The sequence below is a fragment of the Collimonas sp. OK412 genome (assembly GCF_900112135.1).
GTDB lineage: Bacteria > Pseudomonadota > Gammaproteobacteria > Burkholderiales > Burkholderiaceae_D > Collimonas > Collimonas rhizosphaerae.
Genome location: NZ_FOLC01000027.1, coordinates 1 through 16,959 on the forward strand (window position 1 = coordinate 1; position 16,959 = coordinate 16,959).

Sequence of the window (16,959 nt, forward strand, 5' to 3'; positions counted from 1 at the left end):
TCGGATTGTTATAGTACGACCCCAGATAGAAAGTGGCCTGATAGGATTCGATTTTTCCGGCGCTATAGTTTTGTATCGGCACCAGATCGACGGCACTGTTGAAATGTCCAATCAGATTACGCAGCATGATGGCGTAGGCAAATCCCAGCTTCTCATACTGATCAGGAGAAGGGGCATCGTACACAATCAATACTTTTATCGGTGTGGTTAGGATTTGCGCTGTTGCTGGTGACGGGTTAAGCAAAAACAGCTCAGCGATCAGTACGAAAATAGCTGCAATCTTTTTCATGATTGGCCACCTGTTTTTCCGGTTTGTTTACGCTCTTCATCATCGCTGGATTTATTCTTCTTGATGTCACCCTTATGATGATGACCGCGCTGGATGTCTTTTCCGGGCACCTGGCCCGGCGTGACCACCGTGCCAAAAACTGGTTTCGGAGGAGGCGGGATGTCGACATTGCCCGCATTGGCGGAGGCAGCAAAACCAATTGCCGCGCCGATGCCCGCCATGAAAATGCGCAACGGCGTTTTACCTGTAGCTTTCATGATTTCTCCCATTGAAGATGAGTACTTCAGCGCCAGCCTTCTCTTTAAGTCGGGCTGGGATATCGCATCCGGAAACTAGCAATGCAAACTTTGAATGTGGGATGTTGCTGACCGTCTCGCATGACGTCGCTGTTTGATTTCGTGCGCGTCAAAACAGTGCGGAGAAAATGACGAGGAGGGGGGGCAATCGACCTGCATCCGAGAATTTTCTTGACAGCAATCATGATCCGTCTTTCTACGATGCAATCTCGGAATGAAATAGAAAACGCACCAATTCTTTCTCATGAGAATGGTCGTTTTCGTACCGCGGAATGTTAGCTTAAAGTATAGACGAAAGTGCCATTTTAACTAGGGCTCGTTGCGGCATCTTGCGCAAAAAAATGTCGTCGAAATTATTGTTTTCCGCGGGGTAATAAACCCGCTTTTCGCTGAAATAAAATTTGGAGTATGCTCGTCATGACGACAACACCCGCGCACTAAATTTTCACAAATTGATGAAGGGCAAGCAGGCTTGTTGCTGCATAAAAATAGAATGGCAACTGGAAAATATACCGCGCCATTTTTAATCGGGAAGCAACTGAGCAATGCAATATTCCCGCTGTCCAACATCTCTGCGCGGCTGTCACGCAATGTGGCTTTGCACTGGTCGAAATCATGGTTGGCAGTGGCGCTCATGGGGATACTTAGCGACGCTGATTTTTTCCAAGTTGATGGGAGGCACCGATGATGCACGGATTCTCGCAGCCCGCCGGGATATTGCGACCTTGATGCAGGCGCTGAAAATATAAAAGCCGGCAATATCGCCGATGCACTATCGCGCTGCAAGCCGACCAATTCGAGTACCGACGGCGTTCTCGGTCCAGATGGAATGGCGATCTTCAAGCGTCTGCCGGCGGCCTACATTTGCCGCCGGATCTGGCCGTCGCCGCGGCCGATTTTTTCGACGCGCTTGCCTGGCGCCAAGGAGATCTCGGCAACCGACAATCCGGAACCGGTGGCGTTTCCCACCAGCTCCTTTGGGACAATGGCAAGGTCCGCATGTGCCGCACGGCAAGCGACTCCATGTCATTGATGATGCGCGAATCCAGCCATGGCACGATGCTGTGGACCAGGGAGCAATAGGAACATGGGCGGCTATTTCAAAAATATTATCGGCAAAAACATGCGCCGCCATAGCGCGCGCATGCCCGCGTTCGTCAGCCTGGTTTTGTTCATGCTGCTATGTGCCTGCGCCGCGTACTGGGGCATGACGTTGCTCAAGCCGCCGCTACGTGCGGTTGCACCGCCGCCTCAAACAGAGGCGCCACGGATTGATATTTCTCAAGCGGCCGGATTGTTTGGCGGCCATGAAAGCACGGCTGCCAGCAACTACCGGCTGACGGGGGTGGTAGTAGCGCAAAATGCTGCGGAAAGCGTGGCTATCCTGAGCGCAGAGGGCCAGCCCGCGCAAGTAGTCCGGGTCGGCAAAGAAGTGCAGCCGGGAACCGGCATCAAGGAAGTGCATAAGACCTATGTGCTGCTGTCGGAAGGCGGCATTCTCAAACGGTTAATCCTGCCCGAGCACGCCGAGACCAAACTGGAGATGGCGTCAGCGGGTCCGCCTGCGGCGCCGGTGCCGCTGCCTGCGGCTCCACCTGAGGTGCCCGTAGCTCTACCCACCGCGCCGGCAATCCCGCCTGCTGCGTCAGCGACCCCGCCCGCGGTGGCCACCCCATCTGCGGCGTCCGCGACCCCATCCACAGCGCCTGCGACACGACCCGGCAGGCCGCATCATGCCAACCGTTAGCCGTTTTTATTGAATCAAAGCGCAGTATTTGCACAGGCATCGTTTGTTACAAAGAATTCTATTGGCAAAAAAGACATTCATCCTATAAACTGTCACCAATGTAACAATGAATAACAAGTAGTTACAGTTAAAATAATTCGGGGCAATGACCGCATTGCATCTCCGAATTCATAAGGGGGACTTATGAAAATTCTCTCCATATTCGGCACCCGCCCGGAAGCCATCAAGATGGCGCCGGTGCTCAAGAGTCTCGCGTTGGAGGCAGAAATCGAGTCCCTTGTCTGCACCACCGGGCAACACCGCAGCATGCTGCGGCAGGTACTGGACGTTTTCGAATTGCAGACCGATTTCGATCTGGACCTGATGGTGTCGAACCAGACATTGAATGGCCTAAGCTCCCGTCTTTTCACGGCACTCGATCCCTTGATAGAGCAAGTAAAGCCGGATCGCGTGCTGGTGCATGGGGACACGACGACGGCTATGGTGGGCGCCGTTGCTGCGTTCCATCGCGGGATCCCGGTTGCGCATGTCGAGGCCGGACTGCGTACCGGCAATTTGAAACAACCCTGGCCTGAAGAGATGAATCGCAGGGTGGTGGACGTCGTCAGCGACTTGCTGTTTGCGCCAACTGAAGGATCGAAACAAAATCTATGCAGGGAAAATCTGGCCGGCAAGGTCTATATCACTGGCAATACGGTGATCGATGCCTTGATGGTTTCCAGTACGCGGATTTCGCTTGACGACGCATTGCGCGCCGGGCTCGATGCGCAATTCCCCTTCCTCCAATCGGGCCGCAAGATTCTGCTGGTTACCGGCCACCGGAGGGAAAATTTCGGGCCAGGATTTCAGAATATCTGCACGGCGCTGGCCGAGCTTTCCGCGCGTTCCGACATTGATATCGTCTATCCGGTGCATCTTAATCCCAATGTGCAGCAACCGGTATCGACAGCCCTGTCTCATCTGCCCAACGTACACCTGATTGCGCCGCTGGATTATCTCTCGTTCGTACGTTTGATGCAGCGCGCGCATGTCATTCTCACTGACTCCGGCGGCGTCCAGGAAGAAGCGCCGTCCCTGGGCAAGCCGGTGCTGGTGATGCGCGACGTCACCGAAAGGCCGGAGGCGGTTCTCGCAGGCACGGTCGAACTGGTGGGCACCGACGTGGAGCGCATCGTTACGGCTGTCCACAGGCTGTATGACGATGAAGCCGCATGGAGGTCGTTTGCCCAACACCACAATCCCTATGGAGACGGCTACGCCTCGCAGCGCATCGTGGCAGCCTTGCTCAACCGGACCGTATCGGAATTCGCCGCGCAGCCGGAAATATCGCATCAGGTAGCAGTAGATGGTCAAGAGGATCCCGTAGTCATTTAGCGTCCATGTCCTGGGATTTCGTTCGATTGTAAAGTCTTCTTGCATTGATTTTTCAGGGCATCATGACAACCAACTGGCTACATTTCCTTGCTGATTATTATGCGCTGCTGGAACTTACCACCTGCGTTGTCGCGGTATTGTTTCTGGTGTCGGCGGCTGACGATCTGTTTGTCGATGCCTGGTACTGGATCCGCCAGGCTTACCGTCGGCTGACCAGAACGCGCACCTATCGGCCGGTCACGGAACGGCAACTGGAGCAACACGTCGAGCAGCCGCTTGCGATCATGGTGCCGGCGTGGCTAGAGTACGATGTGATCGCCCAGATGATCGAAAACATGGTGACGGTTCTCAACTACCGCAACTATGTGATTTTCGTTGGAACCTATGTCAATGATGCGCACACCATTGCAGAGGTGGAGCGGATGCGTCGCCGCTACAAGCAATTGCATCGGGTCGAAGTGCCCCATGCGGGGCCTACCTGCAAGGCGGACTGCCTGAATTGGATCATCAACGCGATTTTCCTGTATGAGAAGAAGCGCGGTTATCAATTTGCCGGCGTCATTCTTCATGATAGCGAAGATGTGCTGCATTCTCTCGAACTGAAATTCTTCAATTACCTGTTGCCGCGCAAGGACATGATCCAGCTTCCTGTGATGTCGCTCGAACGCAAATGGTCCGAGCTGGTGGCAGGAACCTATATGGATGAGTTCGCGGAGTCGCATGCCAAGGACATCGTTGTCAGGGAAAGCATCAGCGGCATGGTGCCTTCGGCTGGCGTCGGGACCTGTTTTTCTCGGCGCGCCCTGCAGGCGCTGGCCAGCGACAATCAAAACCAGCCTTTCAACACGGACACCCTGACTGAAGACTATGACATTGGCGCGCGTCTGGCGAGCATAGGGATGACATCCATATTTGCCCGTTTTCCTGTCCATTTTTCGGTCAACCGCAAAACATGGTTCGGTTTCGGAAAGGAGCGCCAGGTCACGCTCAAGATGCCGCTATGCGTGCGCGAGTATTTTCCCGACCACTTCAAGACGGCCTACCGGCAAAAAACGCGATGGGTATTGGGCATCAGCCTGCAAGGATGGGCGCAAATCGGCTGGAGCGGCTCGCTTGCAAACAAATACCTGTTGTTTCGGGACCGCAAAGGCATCGTCACCGCCCTCGTCAGCGTTCCTGCTTATCTGCTGCTGTTGCAATTCCTGCCGTTCTGGATCGCCGACCATTTCGGATTTTGGAAACTCGCCTCCGGGTCAGTGCTGCAATCGCAAACATGGCTCCATTACGTGCTCTACGCCAACCTGTCCGCACTGGCGTTGCGCGCCTCCCAACGCGCCTATTTTGTCAGTCGCCTGTACGGACCTGTACATGGGTTGCTTTCCGCGCCGCGCATGGTGGTTGCCAATTTTATTAACTTCGTGGCAGTGGCTCGGGCCTGGAAATTGTTCCTGGCGCACCTGCTGTTCGGGAAGCGCCTGGCATGGGACAAGACCATGCACGACTTCCCCTCCGACGACCGCCTCATGCGCACGCGCCAACGCCTCGGTGAACTGCTGGTTTCATGGCAGGCAATCACCGAGGAGGACATGAAAAAGGGATTGCAGGAACATACGGAGATGCACCTTCCCCTTGGGCACATATTAGTGGCCCGCGGTTATATCGACGAAGAAACCCTGGCGGAAGCAATCGCCTTCCAGTCCGACCTGTCGCGCGCCGAAATCAGGATCGCGGCCTCCTTGCCCGCCCCGGTATCGCTTGATATGTGTGTAAGGCTGGGCGCGATGCCGATCGGGCAGGACGCCAATGGCAAGCCGATTGTCGCAGTCGGCAAGCCGCTTGCCGATGATGCGCTCAGGGAGCTTGCCTCGGCCTTTGGCACACAGCCCGTGCAACATATTGCGCGGGACAGCGAAATAGTCTCCGGATTGCGCCTGGCCATGGCCGAAATGAATGCAAAATCCATCAAAAGAGAATTTAAAGGCGCATCGCTCCTTGGCGAACTACTGATCCATAATGGGAAAATCACGCGGGAAACGCTGGAGCAGGCGATGCAGCACTATATCTCTCCGCAGCATGGCCGCATTGGCGACTATCTCGTCGGTCGCGGGCTGGTGTCGCGCGAGGTTATCGAAGAAACTGTGCAGCAGCAAATGGCTCTGCTCAGACTAGCATTGGGAGTGGCATGAGAAAATACCCGGTTTCGCTGCGTTTCCTGGGCAGCAGTCTTGCTGCCGTCACCTTGCTTGTAGCCACTGGCGCCAGCGCCGCGGAGCGGCCGCTTAGCGGCCAGGCATATCGGATTGCCGATGAGGCCTACAAGGCTTTTGCACAAGGGGAATATGATGTCGCGGCGGCAAAGGCGCGCGAGGCGATCCGCTTGCGGCCGGATGTCGCGCGTCTTCGCGACCTCCTGCAAAAGGCTGAGCTGGCGCGCCGCACGATGCAGGCGCAGCTTGCCTTCAACGCTTCCGCGGCTTCTTATCAGGCCCTGGAGCGCCGCGACTTCGCGCAGGCGGTAGAGCTGGCGCGCAAGGCGGTGGATTACCTGCCCGCCGTGCCGGCATTTCGCATCGCCCTGATCAATGCGCTGGTTGCGGCGGGAGAGCTTGAGCAAGCGGAGCAAGCTGCTTCCGACATGATCAAGCCAGACACGTCGTCGAGCGAAGCGCTGCTACTGCGCGGTGCAATACGCCAGCAACGCGGTGCTGTCGAATCTGCGCAAACAGACTTCGATCAAGCGCTGTCGAGTGCAGGCCCCGCTGCGCAGCGAGGCATCCGGCTGGTGGCTGCCGACGCCGCGTTGGCCAATGGCGATCCACAGCGGGCGCTGCGTCTGCTCGAACCTCTGCAGGGCAGGGAGGACAAGGAAGCGGCAGCGCGGCGTGCGCTGGCGACAATCATGCGTGGCCGGTCCGGCACAAGCCACGCCGCCCTGGCGTTCAGCTTCCCGCTTGTCAGCTGCACGTCCGGACCTGACTTGGTCTCGGCATGCGACATCAATCCCGGTGCAACGTCTGCGGATCCGGGATTCATGCTTGCCGATCAAGCATATCGCGCTTTCGCCGACAAGAACTACGCTCTAGCGAGCAGCAAGGCCGGCGAAGCGACCCAATTGTCTCCTCGCGACCTTAGCTATCGCCGCTTGCAGGTGCAGGCGCTGAGCGCGCAGGGATCGCTGGCCGAGGCAGAACAGGCTGCAAATGCCGCCTTGGCCGACTTCGGAAACGATGCCGACATGCTGCTGGCGCGCGCCGATATACGAAAACGCCGCGGAAACCTGGATGCAGCCCAGGCTGATTATGCTGCCGTGCTGAGCGCGCCGGACAAAACCACCAGGACCGAGATCTCGGCATTGATCGGGCTCGGCCGGAAAGAAGACGCGCGCGCGCGCCTGGCAGCGGCGGCCAGCTCTCCAGAGAAAGGATCCGAACTTGAGCTAGCCTATCTTGCCCTCCAGGCGGGAGATAACCAGGATGCGCTCGAGCTGTTCAACCGTGCGGAGGCGCAGGGCACGCTCACCGATGCCGCTCGCCACGACGCAGCCTACACCGCCGCGCGCCAGGGTCGCAATGAACAGGCAATCGGATACCTCAACCGGACTGTCGATGCGGCGCAAGCAGGCCGTCTTACGCTGGATGCGCAGCAGGTCTACGATGTGCGACGCGAATCCGCTGACCTGGAGCGCCGCTGGGGGATGCGGGCAACACTGAGCGATAGAGGCGTTGCCGCGGCGGGCATCGGGGTGCCGCGTGGCGGCACGATCGACGGCAAGGACATCGCCGCGGAAGTATACTGGCGCCCGTTTGGATTGCAGAATGGGGCGCTGGTGGAGGTCTATGGCCGGGTCAATGAAACATTAAGCGGCGGATCGGGGGTCCCGACCGGATCTGCCACAGCCCAGGCTGCGCTCGGCGCACGCGTGAAACCGTTCAGCGAGGTCAACGCCATACTGGCGCTCGAGCGCCTGGTGCCATTGGGGGACGCTACCAGCGGCGACTGGCTTGCCCGGGCTGGCTTCTCTTCGGATGCCGGACTGGATTTGCACGCGGAGCAAACCAGCTGGCTGAGTACGCACGTGTATGCTGAAGCAGGGCATTACTTCCAGCATCCGCAAAGCTATGCCACTCTTGAAGGGCAATTGGGGCGTAGTTATCGGCTTGGCGAAAGCGGGTCGACCCTGGTCCTGTTTCCGCACCTCGTGATGGGGGCGGACTATGATTCCGGCCTCATTGAGCACGACAAAAAAGCAATCGGAAGCGGCATCGGAACCAATATGCGTTACTGGTTCCGGCAGGATTACTATAACGCGCCGCGCTCCTATTTCGACCTGTCGCTGCAGTACCGCTGGCGCATCGCCGGCGACAAGCGGGCCGAAGGCTGGTTCATCCGGCTCAGCGCCTCGTATTGAGCAAGCGATGCACCGGCGCGCCTGATCAAGGAAGTGAACCATGAAGATGCACCTCGCCGTTTGCAATGTGAAGTCGAGGGCGAATTTGCGCAGGTTCAATCGGCGCCGCATATTAGGCATGCTTGTGGTGGCAACGCTCTGCGGTTGCCAGCAGGACCCGCTGCAAGCCAGGCTCAAGCAATCTCCGCCGACGCGGGTGCGAGGAATCGTGTGGCAGCTCGATGACCAGACGCTGCATCCTATGGGAAACTGGGAAAGGCTAGGGGCGCGTGAGCTGCTCATCCAATGGACGGCCGTGGATGGCATCAACTACCTGCCAGGCGCCGAGGGCCGCGCTGCCGCGAGATTTCCTGATTGGCAGCGGATTGCAGCTGAACCTTGGGCGAACAAAGTGATTGTCGGATTGGCAGGCAGGTTCGACGAAACGGCGGCCCGCGCAAATGTTGCCGCGCTAATTGAAGAGTCGCGCAAGCTTGCCGCGTTGCCGACGCCGCTGCATGTGGCGGGTTGGTTCTTTCCACTGGAGGTTGATTCGAGCTGGTCCGATGCAGCTCGCCTTGGCCCGCTGCTGGCAGCTTTGCCGCGGCCACTGTGGATCAGCGTATATGACAGCGCCAATGTCGGTGCCGATACGTTATCGCAATGGCTTGCTTCCTGGCTGCCGCCAGACGTGGGTATTTTCTTTCAGGATGGCGTCGGTATCCACGCGCGCGAGGCAAGCGTGGCCCGGCATTATGCAGACGTGCTGGCTGCTCGTTTTGGAAAACAGCGGGTACGTATCATCGCCGAAGCGTTTCGACCTCGCCAGGGAGGAGGATTCCGCCCGGCCACAGCCGCAGAACTCAAGCCGCAACTTGCCGTCTATGACGGTTTTTCCGTTTACTTGTTCGATGGCCCGCATTACCTGAACCGCGACCTGGTGAATGAGCTGGCCGGTCCTGAAAATGCTGCAGAAAATGGGGGCTGAGGCTCAGTCGAATACCGCTAGGGGCATTCGACTGAGCCTCAGCCCCTTGCCGCAGATGCTATGAAGGACTACCCAAGTCCGTGCCCTCAGCCAGGAATGGAAGTTGTGGAAGCCATTATTGGTCAGGAGCGCTGAAACGAACGCGCCTGAGATAGTCCTTCAAGGCAGCAGGAGCGGATTGTTCTTAACTGCCCGACAATACGTTATTGAATGTCGACCACAGCGGTTGTGTGGACGGCACCAAGTCTTCTTTGCCATACCACCAGAAATAGCCGCCGATATAGTTTTTCACAGGTGGCTTCAAGGTGTAGTAGCGCGTCAGGTAGGCTGCCTTGTTGGTAGTGGTGGTGCCGGTTTCGCCAAATCCGACCTTGGAGTTCGGAAACATGGCCGACAGCTTCGTAAACACGGCATTCCAGTCAGGAACCAAGCCGTTGCAGTCCTCTTCGTAGTAGCTGACCAGCACGTAGTCAAGCCCGGTTTTCATGCGCGCCGGAATATTCGCATTCGCCCAGGTGAACATCTCGTTCGCTGGATTGGACCAGCAGTCCTGGTTGTAGTACAGCGTCAGAGCGGCAGTCTTGCCTTGCCCTTTGGCCAGATCGTAAGCACCGGTCATCTTGGCGACTACGTCGGCGTTTTTGCCTAGCCACTCACCATTGATTTCGTTACCGATTTCCCAGATGTTCACCACGTCGCCAAGGGCTGCCATGTATTCGCTTGTGCGGTTCAGGTATTGCTGGACCGTGTATTGATCCATCGCCGAGGAGTCAAGGATCTCACCCATCACATAACTGACTTTGTTGATCGCTACAGCCGCGTTGCGGTAGCCGGATGCAGGCTGCCATTCGTCGAACACAATGCGAGTGGTCGGCTTTTTCGACAGTTGGGACAGGGCGGCGGTGGTGGCAGTCAATCCCGATATGTCGTCAATGGTTATGCCGTACATTTGCTGGTTGGCGTAACTGACTGCAGTAGTAGTGGTAGTCGTTGTCGTCGGCGCTGGCGCCGGGGTCCGCGATCTCCATGCGTTCGCCTCGCCATGTAAAACCATACCGAGCATGACGCCTAAAATGATGGTGACAGATTTCAATTTATACATTACAATTCCATAAGATTGAGAAATAATTTGTTATTTGCAACCTTTAGTCGCCGTGTCCATTGCGAGCCCCTTTCCGCATTGGGGCATCGGATACGCCGAATTCAGGTCAGCGTGAACCATCGCTGCTTGATTCATGTCCGAACGAGCAGCATCATTCGACCAAGAAACGGCTGGTATCTTGGCGAAGAAGAAAAATCTTGAAAAACGTCTTGCACTGCTGCGGGTGATAAATCGGAATTCATTGCCAAGCCTGGTCGACCGTGCAGCTGGTCAACCGATTGGCATACTTATCCCCCTGCCTGATGTGCGGACGCATACAACTCTGGCGTGCATGCGAGCCCAGGTCCATCCCCAAAAAAGTATATGACCCGCGGAAACGGGGACGCGCTAGCGCCACCGAACAAGCTCGTGGCGACAGCCACAGGCTATGGACGGCATGGGTATCAAGGCTGCACAGCGCAAACGCCTGGGATTATTTCATTCGTTACCTCCTTCCTTCAGTTGTGGTGCTCAGATTGATTGACGGCTCAGCTGCCTTCAGTGAAATTACATCGTTTACCAATGCAAAATAGCCCGCCAATTCCCTGAGATCCTCATGGAACAGCAGGCTGGTGCAGCTGAGATGGTCTCCGCGGAGATCTTTGGCTTGAGAGTGCGGAAGCGTGGCTAGGTCAGAAGCGGGGGAAGAAAATCCAGCTATTCGGCGCGACTCGGCCACGGCCGTAGTTCGAGTTTGCGCTGTGAAGCGAACATCCCGGCGCGTCATGCCACAAACTGCTTTACGGTTGAATGTGTAAGCGAGTGCAGGGGAGATGCTCTAACCACCGGCCAATTAGCGTTCTTCCCTGCATTCGTCGATCGAACAGCAGTGACGCTTGCCGCGTGACAAGAGCTTGCATTTCCCATAATCCTCTTGACAGCTTGCGAAAGTCGGCCTTGGGAACAATAGGGGGCTTCATATTGTTTTTCCATGGGCGAAGTATACCTAACACTTCTGTCTCAGGAATTTATTCTAGCTATCGTTCAGAATGGATTAATCAATGTTTAGTGATGAATATTGTCAAAATTTACCGGGAGATGCCAGAAAATACACGCGGATACGTGATATTTTTCTAAACTTGACAGAAAATTTGAATGCAGAACTTCCTGTTTCATACCGGTCGCCGTCGCCACTTGATGAAGGATTTTTTTTAGAAGCGGGGGCGGCTATAACTGCTTTGGCAGAATGAAGAAGGGAATTTACAATGACGCCATTTTCGCGCCGGTTACTGCAAGCTTGGATCCCGTTCACTCGCAAATCCTGCGTAATTGACTTCAAGCATCCTTTGATTTGAGGTGATGGCCGCCCATACGAAATTTATCTCTGTGATCTCCCATCAAGGCGCGCAATTCTTTGATCTTGAGGTCGCTGATTTCTTGCATCTGGATCAGAAGCGACGCGCCAACTGGCAAACGATGATGGCGAAGCTTGCTGATGACTGGTGGTGCGACTTCGAGCGCGCGTGCCAGGGCCGCATCATTTTTCAAATGTAATTTCTCAATCAAAGAATCAAGCAGGTGATTTGGATCATAGGTTTCCTGCTCGTTGACCTGGTTCTTGCCTGGATCGGCGGAGGCGGAGGTGGTGTTCATGTCAAGTGACTCCTCATGTTGTACTAAACATTACAATCATTAACACAGAGACAATGTCCAATATAGCAAAATTGTTTTCAATTTCATATATCAGTATTGTTATGATTTGCTAAATCGATATAATTTATTTCTTTGAGAAAAGTAAATTGTGGAAATAAATTTTTTTAAAATGGCTATAAAAGCCATATAATGCAACCTCCTTAGGGGAGTAGCCGCCTTCGTCTTTCGAAGAGCGCATGTCAACATACTTGGCGCTGTATCCGATTTACGCCATGGCATGCGCGACCGCACGGTTTGGCAAGACCTATGGTGCTTCCCTTTACCCGGCCGGGCGAAGGCGTCGCGCCATTCGTCAGTGCCCGGCCCTCAGGATTCCACATGCTTATTCATCGCCAATGGCAGCGCCAGGATGCTGCCACAGCCAGTTCCGCCAAGCCGCTTCACCTTTCATTTTTTCTTTCGCCGGCATCCGTGGTTTATCCGACGGAGGCACGCTCATGATGCTCAGCTTTGCTCTGCTGCTCGGTTCGGCCGTAGTGATCTACCTTTCCTGTGAATATTTCGTCAACAGCATCGAATGGGTCGGACGCCGGCTCGGCATCGCGCAAAGCGCGGTAGGCACGGTACTGGCGGCGTTCGGCACGGCCTTGCCGGAAAGCGTGGTGACATTTGTCGCCGTGGTGTTCGGGCGCGATGCGGCGCACCGGGAAATCGGCGTCGGCGCGGCGCTGGGCGGGCCGCTGGTGCTGGCGACCATTGCTTATGCGGTGGTGGGCCTGATGTTCATCCTGAACCGCAAAAAAATCGGCGGCATGCTGCTGTCGGCCAGCGCTGCGCAGCGGCTGAGCCGGGACCAGGCCTGGTTCATCGGGATCTTCGTGGTCAAGGTCGGCCTGGGGCTGGTGGCGTTTGCGGTCAAGCCTTGGCTCGGTGTGTTTTTCCTGCTGGCCTACGGCGCATATATCTGGGGCGAGATGCGCAAGGAAGAAGACGCCGATGCCGAGATAAACGACCTGGAACCCTTGAAATTCCGGCCGCACGATGCCCAGCCGGGCATCGGCTGGGCCTTGCTGCAGACCCTGGTGGCGCTGGTGGTGATTTTCCTCAGTTCGCAGCTGTTCGTGCATCAGCTGGGCGATATCGCGCCATGGCTGGGCATCTCGCCGCAACTGGCTGCGCTGCTGCTGAGCCCGGTCGCGACCGAGTTGCCGGAAATCCTGAATGCGGTAATCTGGGTCAGGCAGGGCAAGCAGAACCTGGCCTTGAGCAATATCAGCGGCGCCATGATGATCCAGGCGACTATCCCGACTGCGCTGGTGCTGATCTTTACGCCATGGATGCTGGGACCGGCGCTGGTGTGGGCGGCGGCGGTGACGATGATGTCGATGTTCGGCCTCTACGTGCTGCTGCGCAAAGGCATGCTGAGCGGCGGCCGGCTGGCAGTGTTCGGTTTGCTGTACCTGGTATTTGCCGCCGGCCTGGGGTGGATCGGCGTGCACTGAGCTGAAGCAAAACGCCCTATAATGTTGTTGTTTTCATCTCGGCGCCGGGACGACCCGGCGCCGTATCTTTATCCGGGGACGACCCCATCTTTCCGGAGGTCGCATGGCCTGGATCATTCTCTTTCTCGCTGGCCTGGCCGAAATCGTCTGGGCTGTCGGCCTCAAATATTCCGAAGGGTTCAGCCGCCTGTGGCCGTCCGTGATCACGGTGGCCGGCATGGCTGTCAGCATCTGGCTGCTGGCGTTGGCGATGCGCACTTTGCCGCTCGGTACCGCTTATGCGGTATGGACCGGCATCGGCGCGGTCGGCTCCTTCATCGCCGGCATCGTGCTGCTGGGCGAAACGGCGAGCCTGGCGCGCGTCGCCAGCGTCAGCCTGATCGTGCTGGGTTTGATCGGGCTGAAACTGTCGACCGCAGGCTGATACTTCTATGCGGCGGCGTTGATCTTGGTGGCGGCGCTGACCGCTTTCGATTCGAATCCGGCATGCGCTCTCAAGGCTTGGTAGCGCAGGCAGGTGACGCGCAGGAAAGAGGCGAAATTGCTGGCCTCGCCCAGATGCGTGGTGACTTCGTCGTGCAGTTTGGCGATCAGCTGGTTGGTGGTCAAATCGTTATCCGCCGCCAGTTCCGCCAGGGTTTGCCAGAACAGGTTTTCCAGCTTGATGGTGGTGATGACGCCCATGATGCGCACCGAACGGGCGCGCGATTCGTACAGGATGGGATCGGCTTGGGCATAAATCTGACACATCGGATACCTCGTTTCTTGAACAATCGCAGTGAGCGGCCCGCCTTGCGGCCGGCCGCATCGCATCCATCATAACTCGATGCGGGTTCCCAATGCGGCCAGGAACAGCGCCAGCCAGGCCGGATGGGCCGGCCATGCCGGCGCGGTCACCAGGTTGCCGTCGCGGTGGGCGGCGGTAACGTCGATTTCCGCATATTTGCCGCCCGCCAGCTTGACTTCCGGGGCGCAGGCCGGATAGGCGGAACAGGTTTTTCCTTCCAGCACGCCGGCCGCCGCCAGCAGTTGCGGGCCGTGGCAGACCGCAGCGATCGGCTTGTCGGCGGCATGGAACTGCTGGACGATTTCGATCACGCGCGGATTCAGGCGCAGGTATTCCGGAGCGCGGCCGCCCGGGATCAGCAACGCATCGTAGCGGCTGACATCGACATCGCTGAAAGCGGCGTTCAGGGTAAAGTTGTGGCCGGGTTTCTCGCTATAGGTCTGGTCGCCTTCGAAATCGTGGATGGCGGTGCGGACCTGGGCGCCGGCGGCTTTGTCCGGGCACACCACGTCGACCTGGTGGCCGACCATCTGCAGCGCCTGGAACGGCACCATCAATTCATAATCTTCGACATAATCGCCGGCCAGGATCAGGATTTTCTTTGCGCTCATGATAGGTCCTTCAGTGAAGTGGGTGGGGCAGTAAAGCTTGAGTATGGAACAGCAGGGATGCGGCAGGTAATAGCAGGCTATTACCTGCCCAGGTTTCGATGCTGCGTTGCGCAATACACCCGCCTTTGAGGAATGCGCTGCAGTAATGCGACAGCTGAATTACACTGTCGGCATCAGCCGCAGCGCAGCGCTGCACAACGGCAAGTAAAATTTTTCAGAAAAAGGTAAACAGATGGCTTCAAAAGATCCAGTGCCGGCGGCTAGCGCCTTGTCAGAACGTCCAAGCCGCGCCGAGGCGGAATCGGCGATCCGCACCCTGTTGCGCTGGGCCGGCGACGATCCTGACCGCGAAGGTTTGCTGGACACGCCGGCGCGCGTGGCGCGGGCGTATGAAGAATTCTTTGCCGGCTACAGCAAGGACCCGGTCGAAATCCTGTCGACCACGTTTTCAGAAGTTGAAGGCTACGACGAGATGGTGGTGCTGACCAACATCCGTTTCGAGAGCCATTGCGAGCACCACATGGCGCCCATCATCGGCAAGGCGCACGTGGCTTACCTGCCGGACCGGCGCGTAGTCGGCATCTCGAAGCTGGCGCGGCTGGTCGATATCTTCGCCAAGCGCCTGCAGATCCAGGAAAAAATGACGGTGCAGATTGCCGACACCTTGCAGCAAGTACTGCTGCCCAAGGGCGTTGCGGTGGTGATCGAAGCATCGCATGAATGCATGACCACGCGCGGCATCCACAAACCGGGCACCAGCCTGGTGACCAGCCGCATGCTGGGCGCGTTCCGTGACGATCCGTCGACGCGGCGCGAATTCATGAGCATCATCAGCCAGAAGCACGGCGAATAACAACTGCATTGCCGCTCCCGATCCGGCGCCGGCCGGATCGGGAGCATCCATCAGATCAGCGGTCCATCCTCTTTCTCTTCATGCCCGGTAACCCGAGCCAGCATGGCGCGCGCCACCACGCTGCGCGACAGGTGCCAGTACAGCGCAATCACCGCCAGCGAAAACAGCGCAAAACCCATCATGCCCGCGTGCTGGTAAAACACCTTGTACAGCTCGATGCCGACGCCGTACAAGGTCATGTTGATCATGCCCATGGTGGCAGCCACGGTAGCCTTCGAGACCGTGCTTTCTGTCAGCGTGAAGCGGATCATCACCGCTGCCGACAAGCCTTCGCCGAAAGCAATCACGCTGATTGCCGCCACCAGGAAATAGGGCTTGTCGAGGAAGGCCGCGCCGAACAGCATGATCAGCACACCCAGGGCGATCGGATACAGCGCGATCCTGGTCGAGCTGCCCAGGCGCCAGCGGTCGACCTGGCGCGCCAGCACCAGGTTGCCGGCGATCAGGCAGCCGAACACCGGGATCTGCCAGTAACCGTATTCGATCACGCTCAGGTGGCCGTCGGCCACCAGGATTTCCGGCGACATGGCGATCCAGCCGATCAGCGGAATCGCCAGTAAAGGCATGCACATCGCGGCCTTCAGGAAATGGCAGTTGCCCACCACCGCACGGTAGTCGTGCCAGATCTGCACCAGCGGCAGTTTCTCTTTGCGCTGCTTGACGGTTTCCGGCATGTGCCGCGCCAGGCCGACCAGGGAAACGGTGGCGATGGCAGCGATGAATACAAACACCATGCGCCAAGGCAGGATTTCAATCATGAAAGCGCCGGCCACCGGGCCGACCAGCGGCGCAATCAAGGCGACATTGGCCATCAGCGCCGTGACGCGTATCGCGGCTTTTTCTTCAAACGCTTCCTGCACCACGGCATAACCGACCGAAGAAATGAAACACAAGCCCACGCCTTGCAGCACGCGCAAGATGATGAAGCTTTCGATGCTTTGCGAGAACAGCGTCGCCAGGCAGGACAGGATGAAGAACACGGTGCCGCCCAGCATCACGGGGCGGCGCCCGATACGGTCGGAGAGCGGCCCGAACAGCCATTGGAACACGGCGCCGCCGACCAGGAACGCGGTCATGGCGGACGCCATCCAGGCCGCGCTGGCGCCGAATTCGCGGGTCACCGTCAGCATGCCCGGCTGGATCATGTCGTTGGCGATGTAGACCGAAAACTCGAACAGCACCAGAGCCAGCGGAAACATCAGGGTATTACGGGTAAGCGTCGAGATTTTTTGCATTTTTTTACTAGGTGAAGCTGTGACGGCTGGAAGCATTGGCTAACGCGCGGGCAGTGGCTGCCTTACGGGTGTCACGGACGGATTTGCTTGATTCTT

General features: G+C 57.4%; 16 protein-coding genes, 1 pseudogene and 1 riboswitch. Of the genes and pseudogenes, 9 read left to right on the plus strand and 8 right to left on the minus strand.

Annotated features, from left to right (window positions below; genetic code table 11):
- From BM062_RS20920 to BM062_RS25325, 3 genes and pseudogenes are all read right to left on the minus strand, one after another.
- Window positions 1-289, minus strand: a pseudogene (locus tag BM062_RS20920) (papd-like protein); the annotation flags it as partial.
- Window positions 286-546, minus strand: coding sequence for a hypothetical protein (locus tag BM062_RS20925; protein ID WP_139220148.1), 261 nt, complete (start codon window positions 544-546; stop codon window positions 286-288). The pseudogene BM062_RS20920 and the gene BM062_RS20925, both read right to left, overlap by 4 nt.
- A gap of 348 nt (window positions 547-894) precedes the next feature.
- Window positions 895-1,428: a hypothetical protein gene (locus tag BM062_RS25325; RefSeq protein WP_139220149.1), complete on the minus strand. Its 534-nt coding sequence runs from the start codon at window positions 1,426-1,428 to the stop codon at window positions 895-897.
- Window positions 1,429-1,672: 244 nt separating this feature from the next.
- Here BM062_RS25325 and BM062_RS20930 point away from each other — a divergent pair, with 244 nt between their 5' ends.
- The 5 genes from BM062_RS20930 (at window position 1,673) to BM062_RS20950 (ending at window position 9,081) form a co-directional block, all read left to right on the plus strand.
- A complete protein-coding gene (locus BM062_RS20930) occupies window positions 1,673-2,332 on the plus strand; it encodes a type II secretion system protein N (protein ID WP_175501111.1) in 660 nt (219 codons plus the stop codon).
- Window positions 2,333-2,515: 183 nt separating this feature from the next.
- The gene (gene wecB, locus BM062_RS20935; protein ID WP_092400456.1) at window positions 2,516-3,706 is read left to right on the plus strand and encodes a non-hydrolyzing UDP-N-acetylglucosamine 2-epimerase; all 1,191 of its coding nucleotides are present in this window, start codon (window positions 2,516-2,518) and stop codon (window positions 3,704-3,706) included.
- Window positions 3,707-3,768: 62 nt separating this feature from the next.
- Window positions 3,769-5,892: a glycosyl transferase family protein gene (locus BM062_RS20940; RefSeq protein ID WP_092400458.1), complete on the plus strand. Its 2,124-nt coding sequence runs from the start codon at window positions 3,769-3,771 to the stop codon at window positions 5,890-5,892.
- Entirely contained in the window at window positions 5,889-8,114 is a 2,226-nt protein-coding gene (locus BM062_RS20945; protein WP_092400460.1) for an NfrA family protein, read from the plus strand. The genes BM062_RS20940 and BM062_RS20945 overlap by 4 nt, the downstream gene beginning before the upstream one ends.
- A 46-nt stretch (window positions 8,115-8,160) precedes the next feature.
- Window positions 8,161-9,081, plus strand: a complete 921-nt coding sequence (locus BM062_RS20950; RefSeq protein WP_092400535.1) for an alpha-amylase family protein — start codon at window positions 8,161-8,163, stop codon at window positions 9,079-9,081.
- Between the two features lie 184 nt (window positions 9,082-9,265).
- On the opposite strand, the gene BM062_RS20955 is transcribed toward BM062_RS20950, so the two are convergent.
- Window positions 9,266-10,183 (minus strand): hypothetical protein, encoded by a 918-nt coding sequence (locus tag BM062_RS20955; RefSeq protein ID WP_139220150.1) that lies wholly within the window; start codon window positions 10,181-10,183, stop codon window positions 9,266-9,268.
- Window positions 10,184-11,223: 1,040 nt separating this feature from the next.
- On the opposite strand from BM062_RS20955, the gene BM062_RS25330 reads away from it, so the two are divergent.
- Window positions 11,224-11,412, plus strand: coding sequence for a hypothetical protein (locus tag BM062_RS25330; RefSeq protein ID WP_139220151.1), 189 nt, complete (start codon window positions 11,224-11,226; stop codon window positions 11,410-11,412).
- Between the two features lie 85 nt (window positions 11,413-11,497).
- Here BM062_RS25330 and BM062_RS20960 read toward each other — a convergent pair whose 3' ends face one another.
- Window positions 11,498-11,815: a hypothetical protein gene (locus BM062_RS20960; protein ID WP_092400464.1), complete on the minus strand. Its 318-nt coding sequence runs from the start codon at window positions 11,813-11,815 to the stop codon at window positions 11,498-11,500.
- A 195-nt stretch (window positions 11,816-12,010) separates the two neighbouring features.
- Window positions 12,011-12,188: riboswitch (yybP-ykoY riboswitch) on the plus strand.
- 124 nt (window positions 12,189-12,312) lie between these two features.
- Between BM062_RS20960 and BM062_RS20965 the strand changes: the two genes are divergently transcribed.
- Window positions 12,313-13,317 carry a sodium:calcium antiporter gene (locus tag BM062_RS20965; RefSeq protein ID WP_092400466.1) on the plus strand — a complete coding sequence of 335 codons (1,005 nt, stop codon included), beginning with the start codon at window positions 12,313-12,315 and terminating at the stop codon, window positions 13,315-13,317.
- Between the two features lie 103 nt (window positions 13,318-13,420).
- Complete coding sequence (gene sugE, locus BM062_RS20970; RefSeq protein WP_092400468.1) at window positions 13,421-13,741, plus strand: quaternary ammonium compound efflux SMR transporter SugE; 321 nt, start codon at window positions 13,421-13,423, stop codon at window positions 13,739-13,741.
- Window positions 13,742-13,746: 5 nt separating this feature from the next.
- On the opposite strand, the gene BM062_RS20975 is transcribed toward sugE, so the two are convergent.
- Together BM062_RS20975 and BM062_RS20980 are read right to left on the minus strand one after the other, a co-directional pair.
- Window positions 13,747-14,067, minus strand: coding sequence for a ribbon-helix-helix domain-containing protein (locus BM062_RS20975; RefSeq protein WP_061541128.1), 321 nt, complete (start codon window positions 14,065-14,067; stop codon window positions 13,747-13,749).
- Window positions 14,068-14,133: 66 nt separating this feature from the next.
- Complete coding sequence (locus tag BM062_RS20980) at window positions 14,134-14,715, minus strand: DJ-1/PfpI family protein (RefSeq protein ID WP_092400470.1); 582 nt, start codon at window positions 14,713-14,715, stop codon at window positions 14,134-14,136.
- 232 nt (window positions 14,716-14,947) lie between these two features.
- Here BM062_RS20980 and folE point away from each other — a divergent pair, with 232 nt between their 5' ends.
- Window positions 14,948-15,568 carry a GTP cyclohydrolase I FolE gene (gene folE, locus BM062_RS20985; RefSeq protein WP_092400472.1) on the plus strand — a complete coding sequence of 207 codons (621 nt, stop codon included), beginning with the start codon at window positions 14,948-14,950 and terminating at the stop codon, window positions 15,566-15,568.
- A gap of 50 nt (window positions 15,569-15,618) precedes the next feature.
- Here folE and BM062_RS20990 read toward each other — a convergent pair whose 3' ends face one another.
- Window positions 15,619-16,863 (minus strand): MFS transporter, encoded by a 1,245-nt coding sequence (locus tag BM062_RS20990; protein ID WP_092400474.1) that lies wholly within the window; start codon window positions 16,861-16,863, stop codon window positions 15,619-15,621.
- Window positions 16,864-16,959 lie beyond the last annotated feature (96 nt).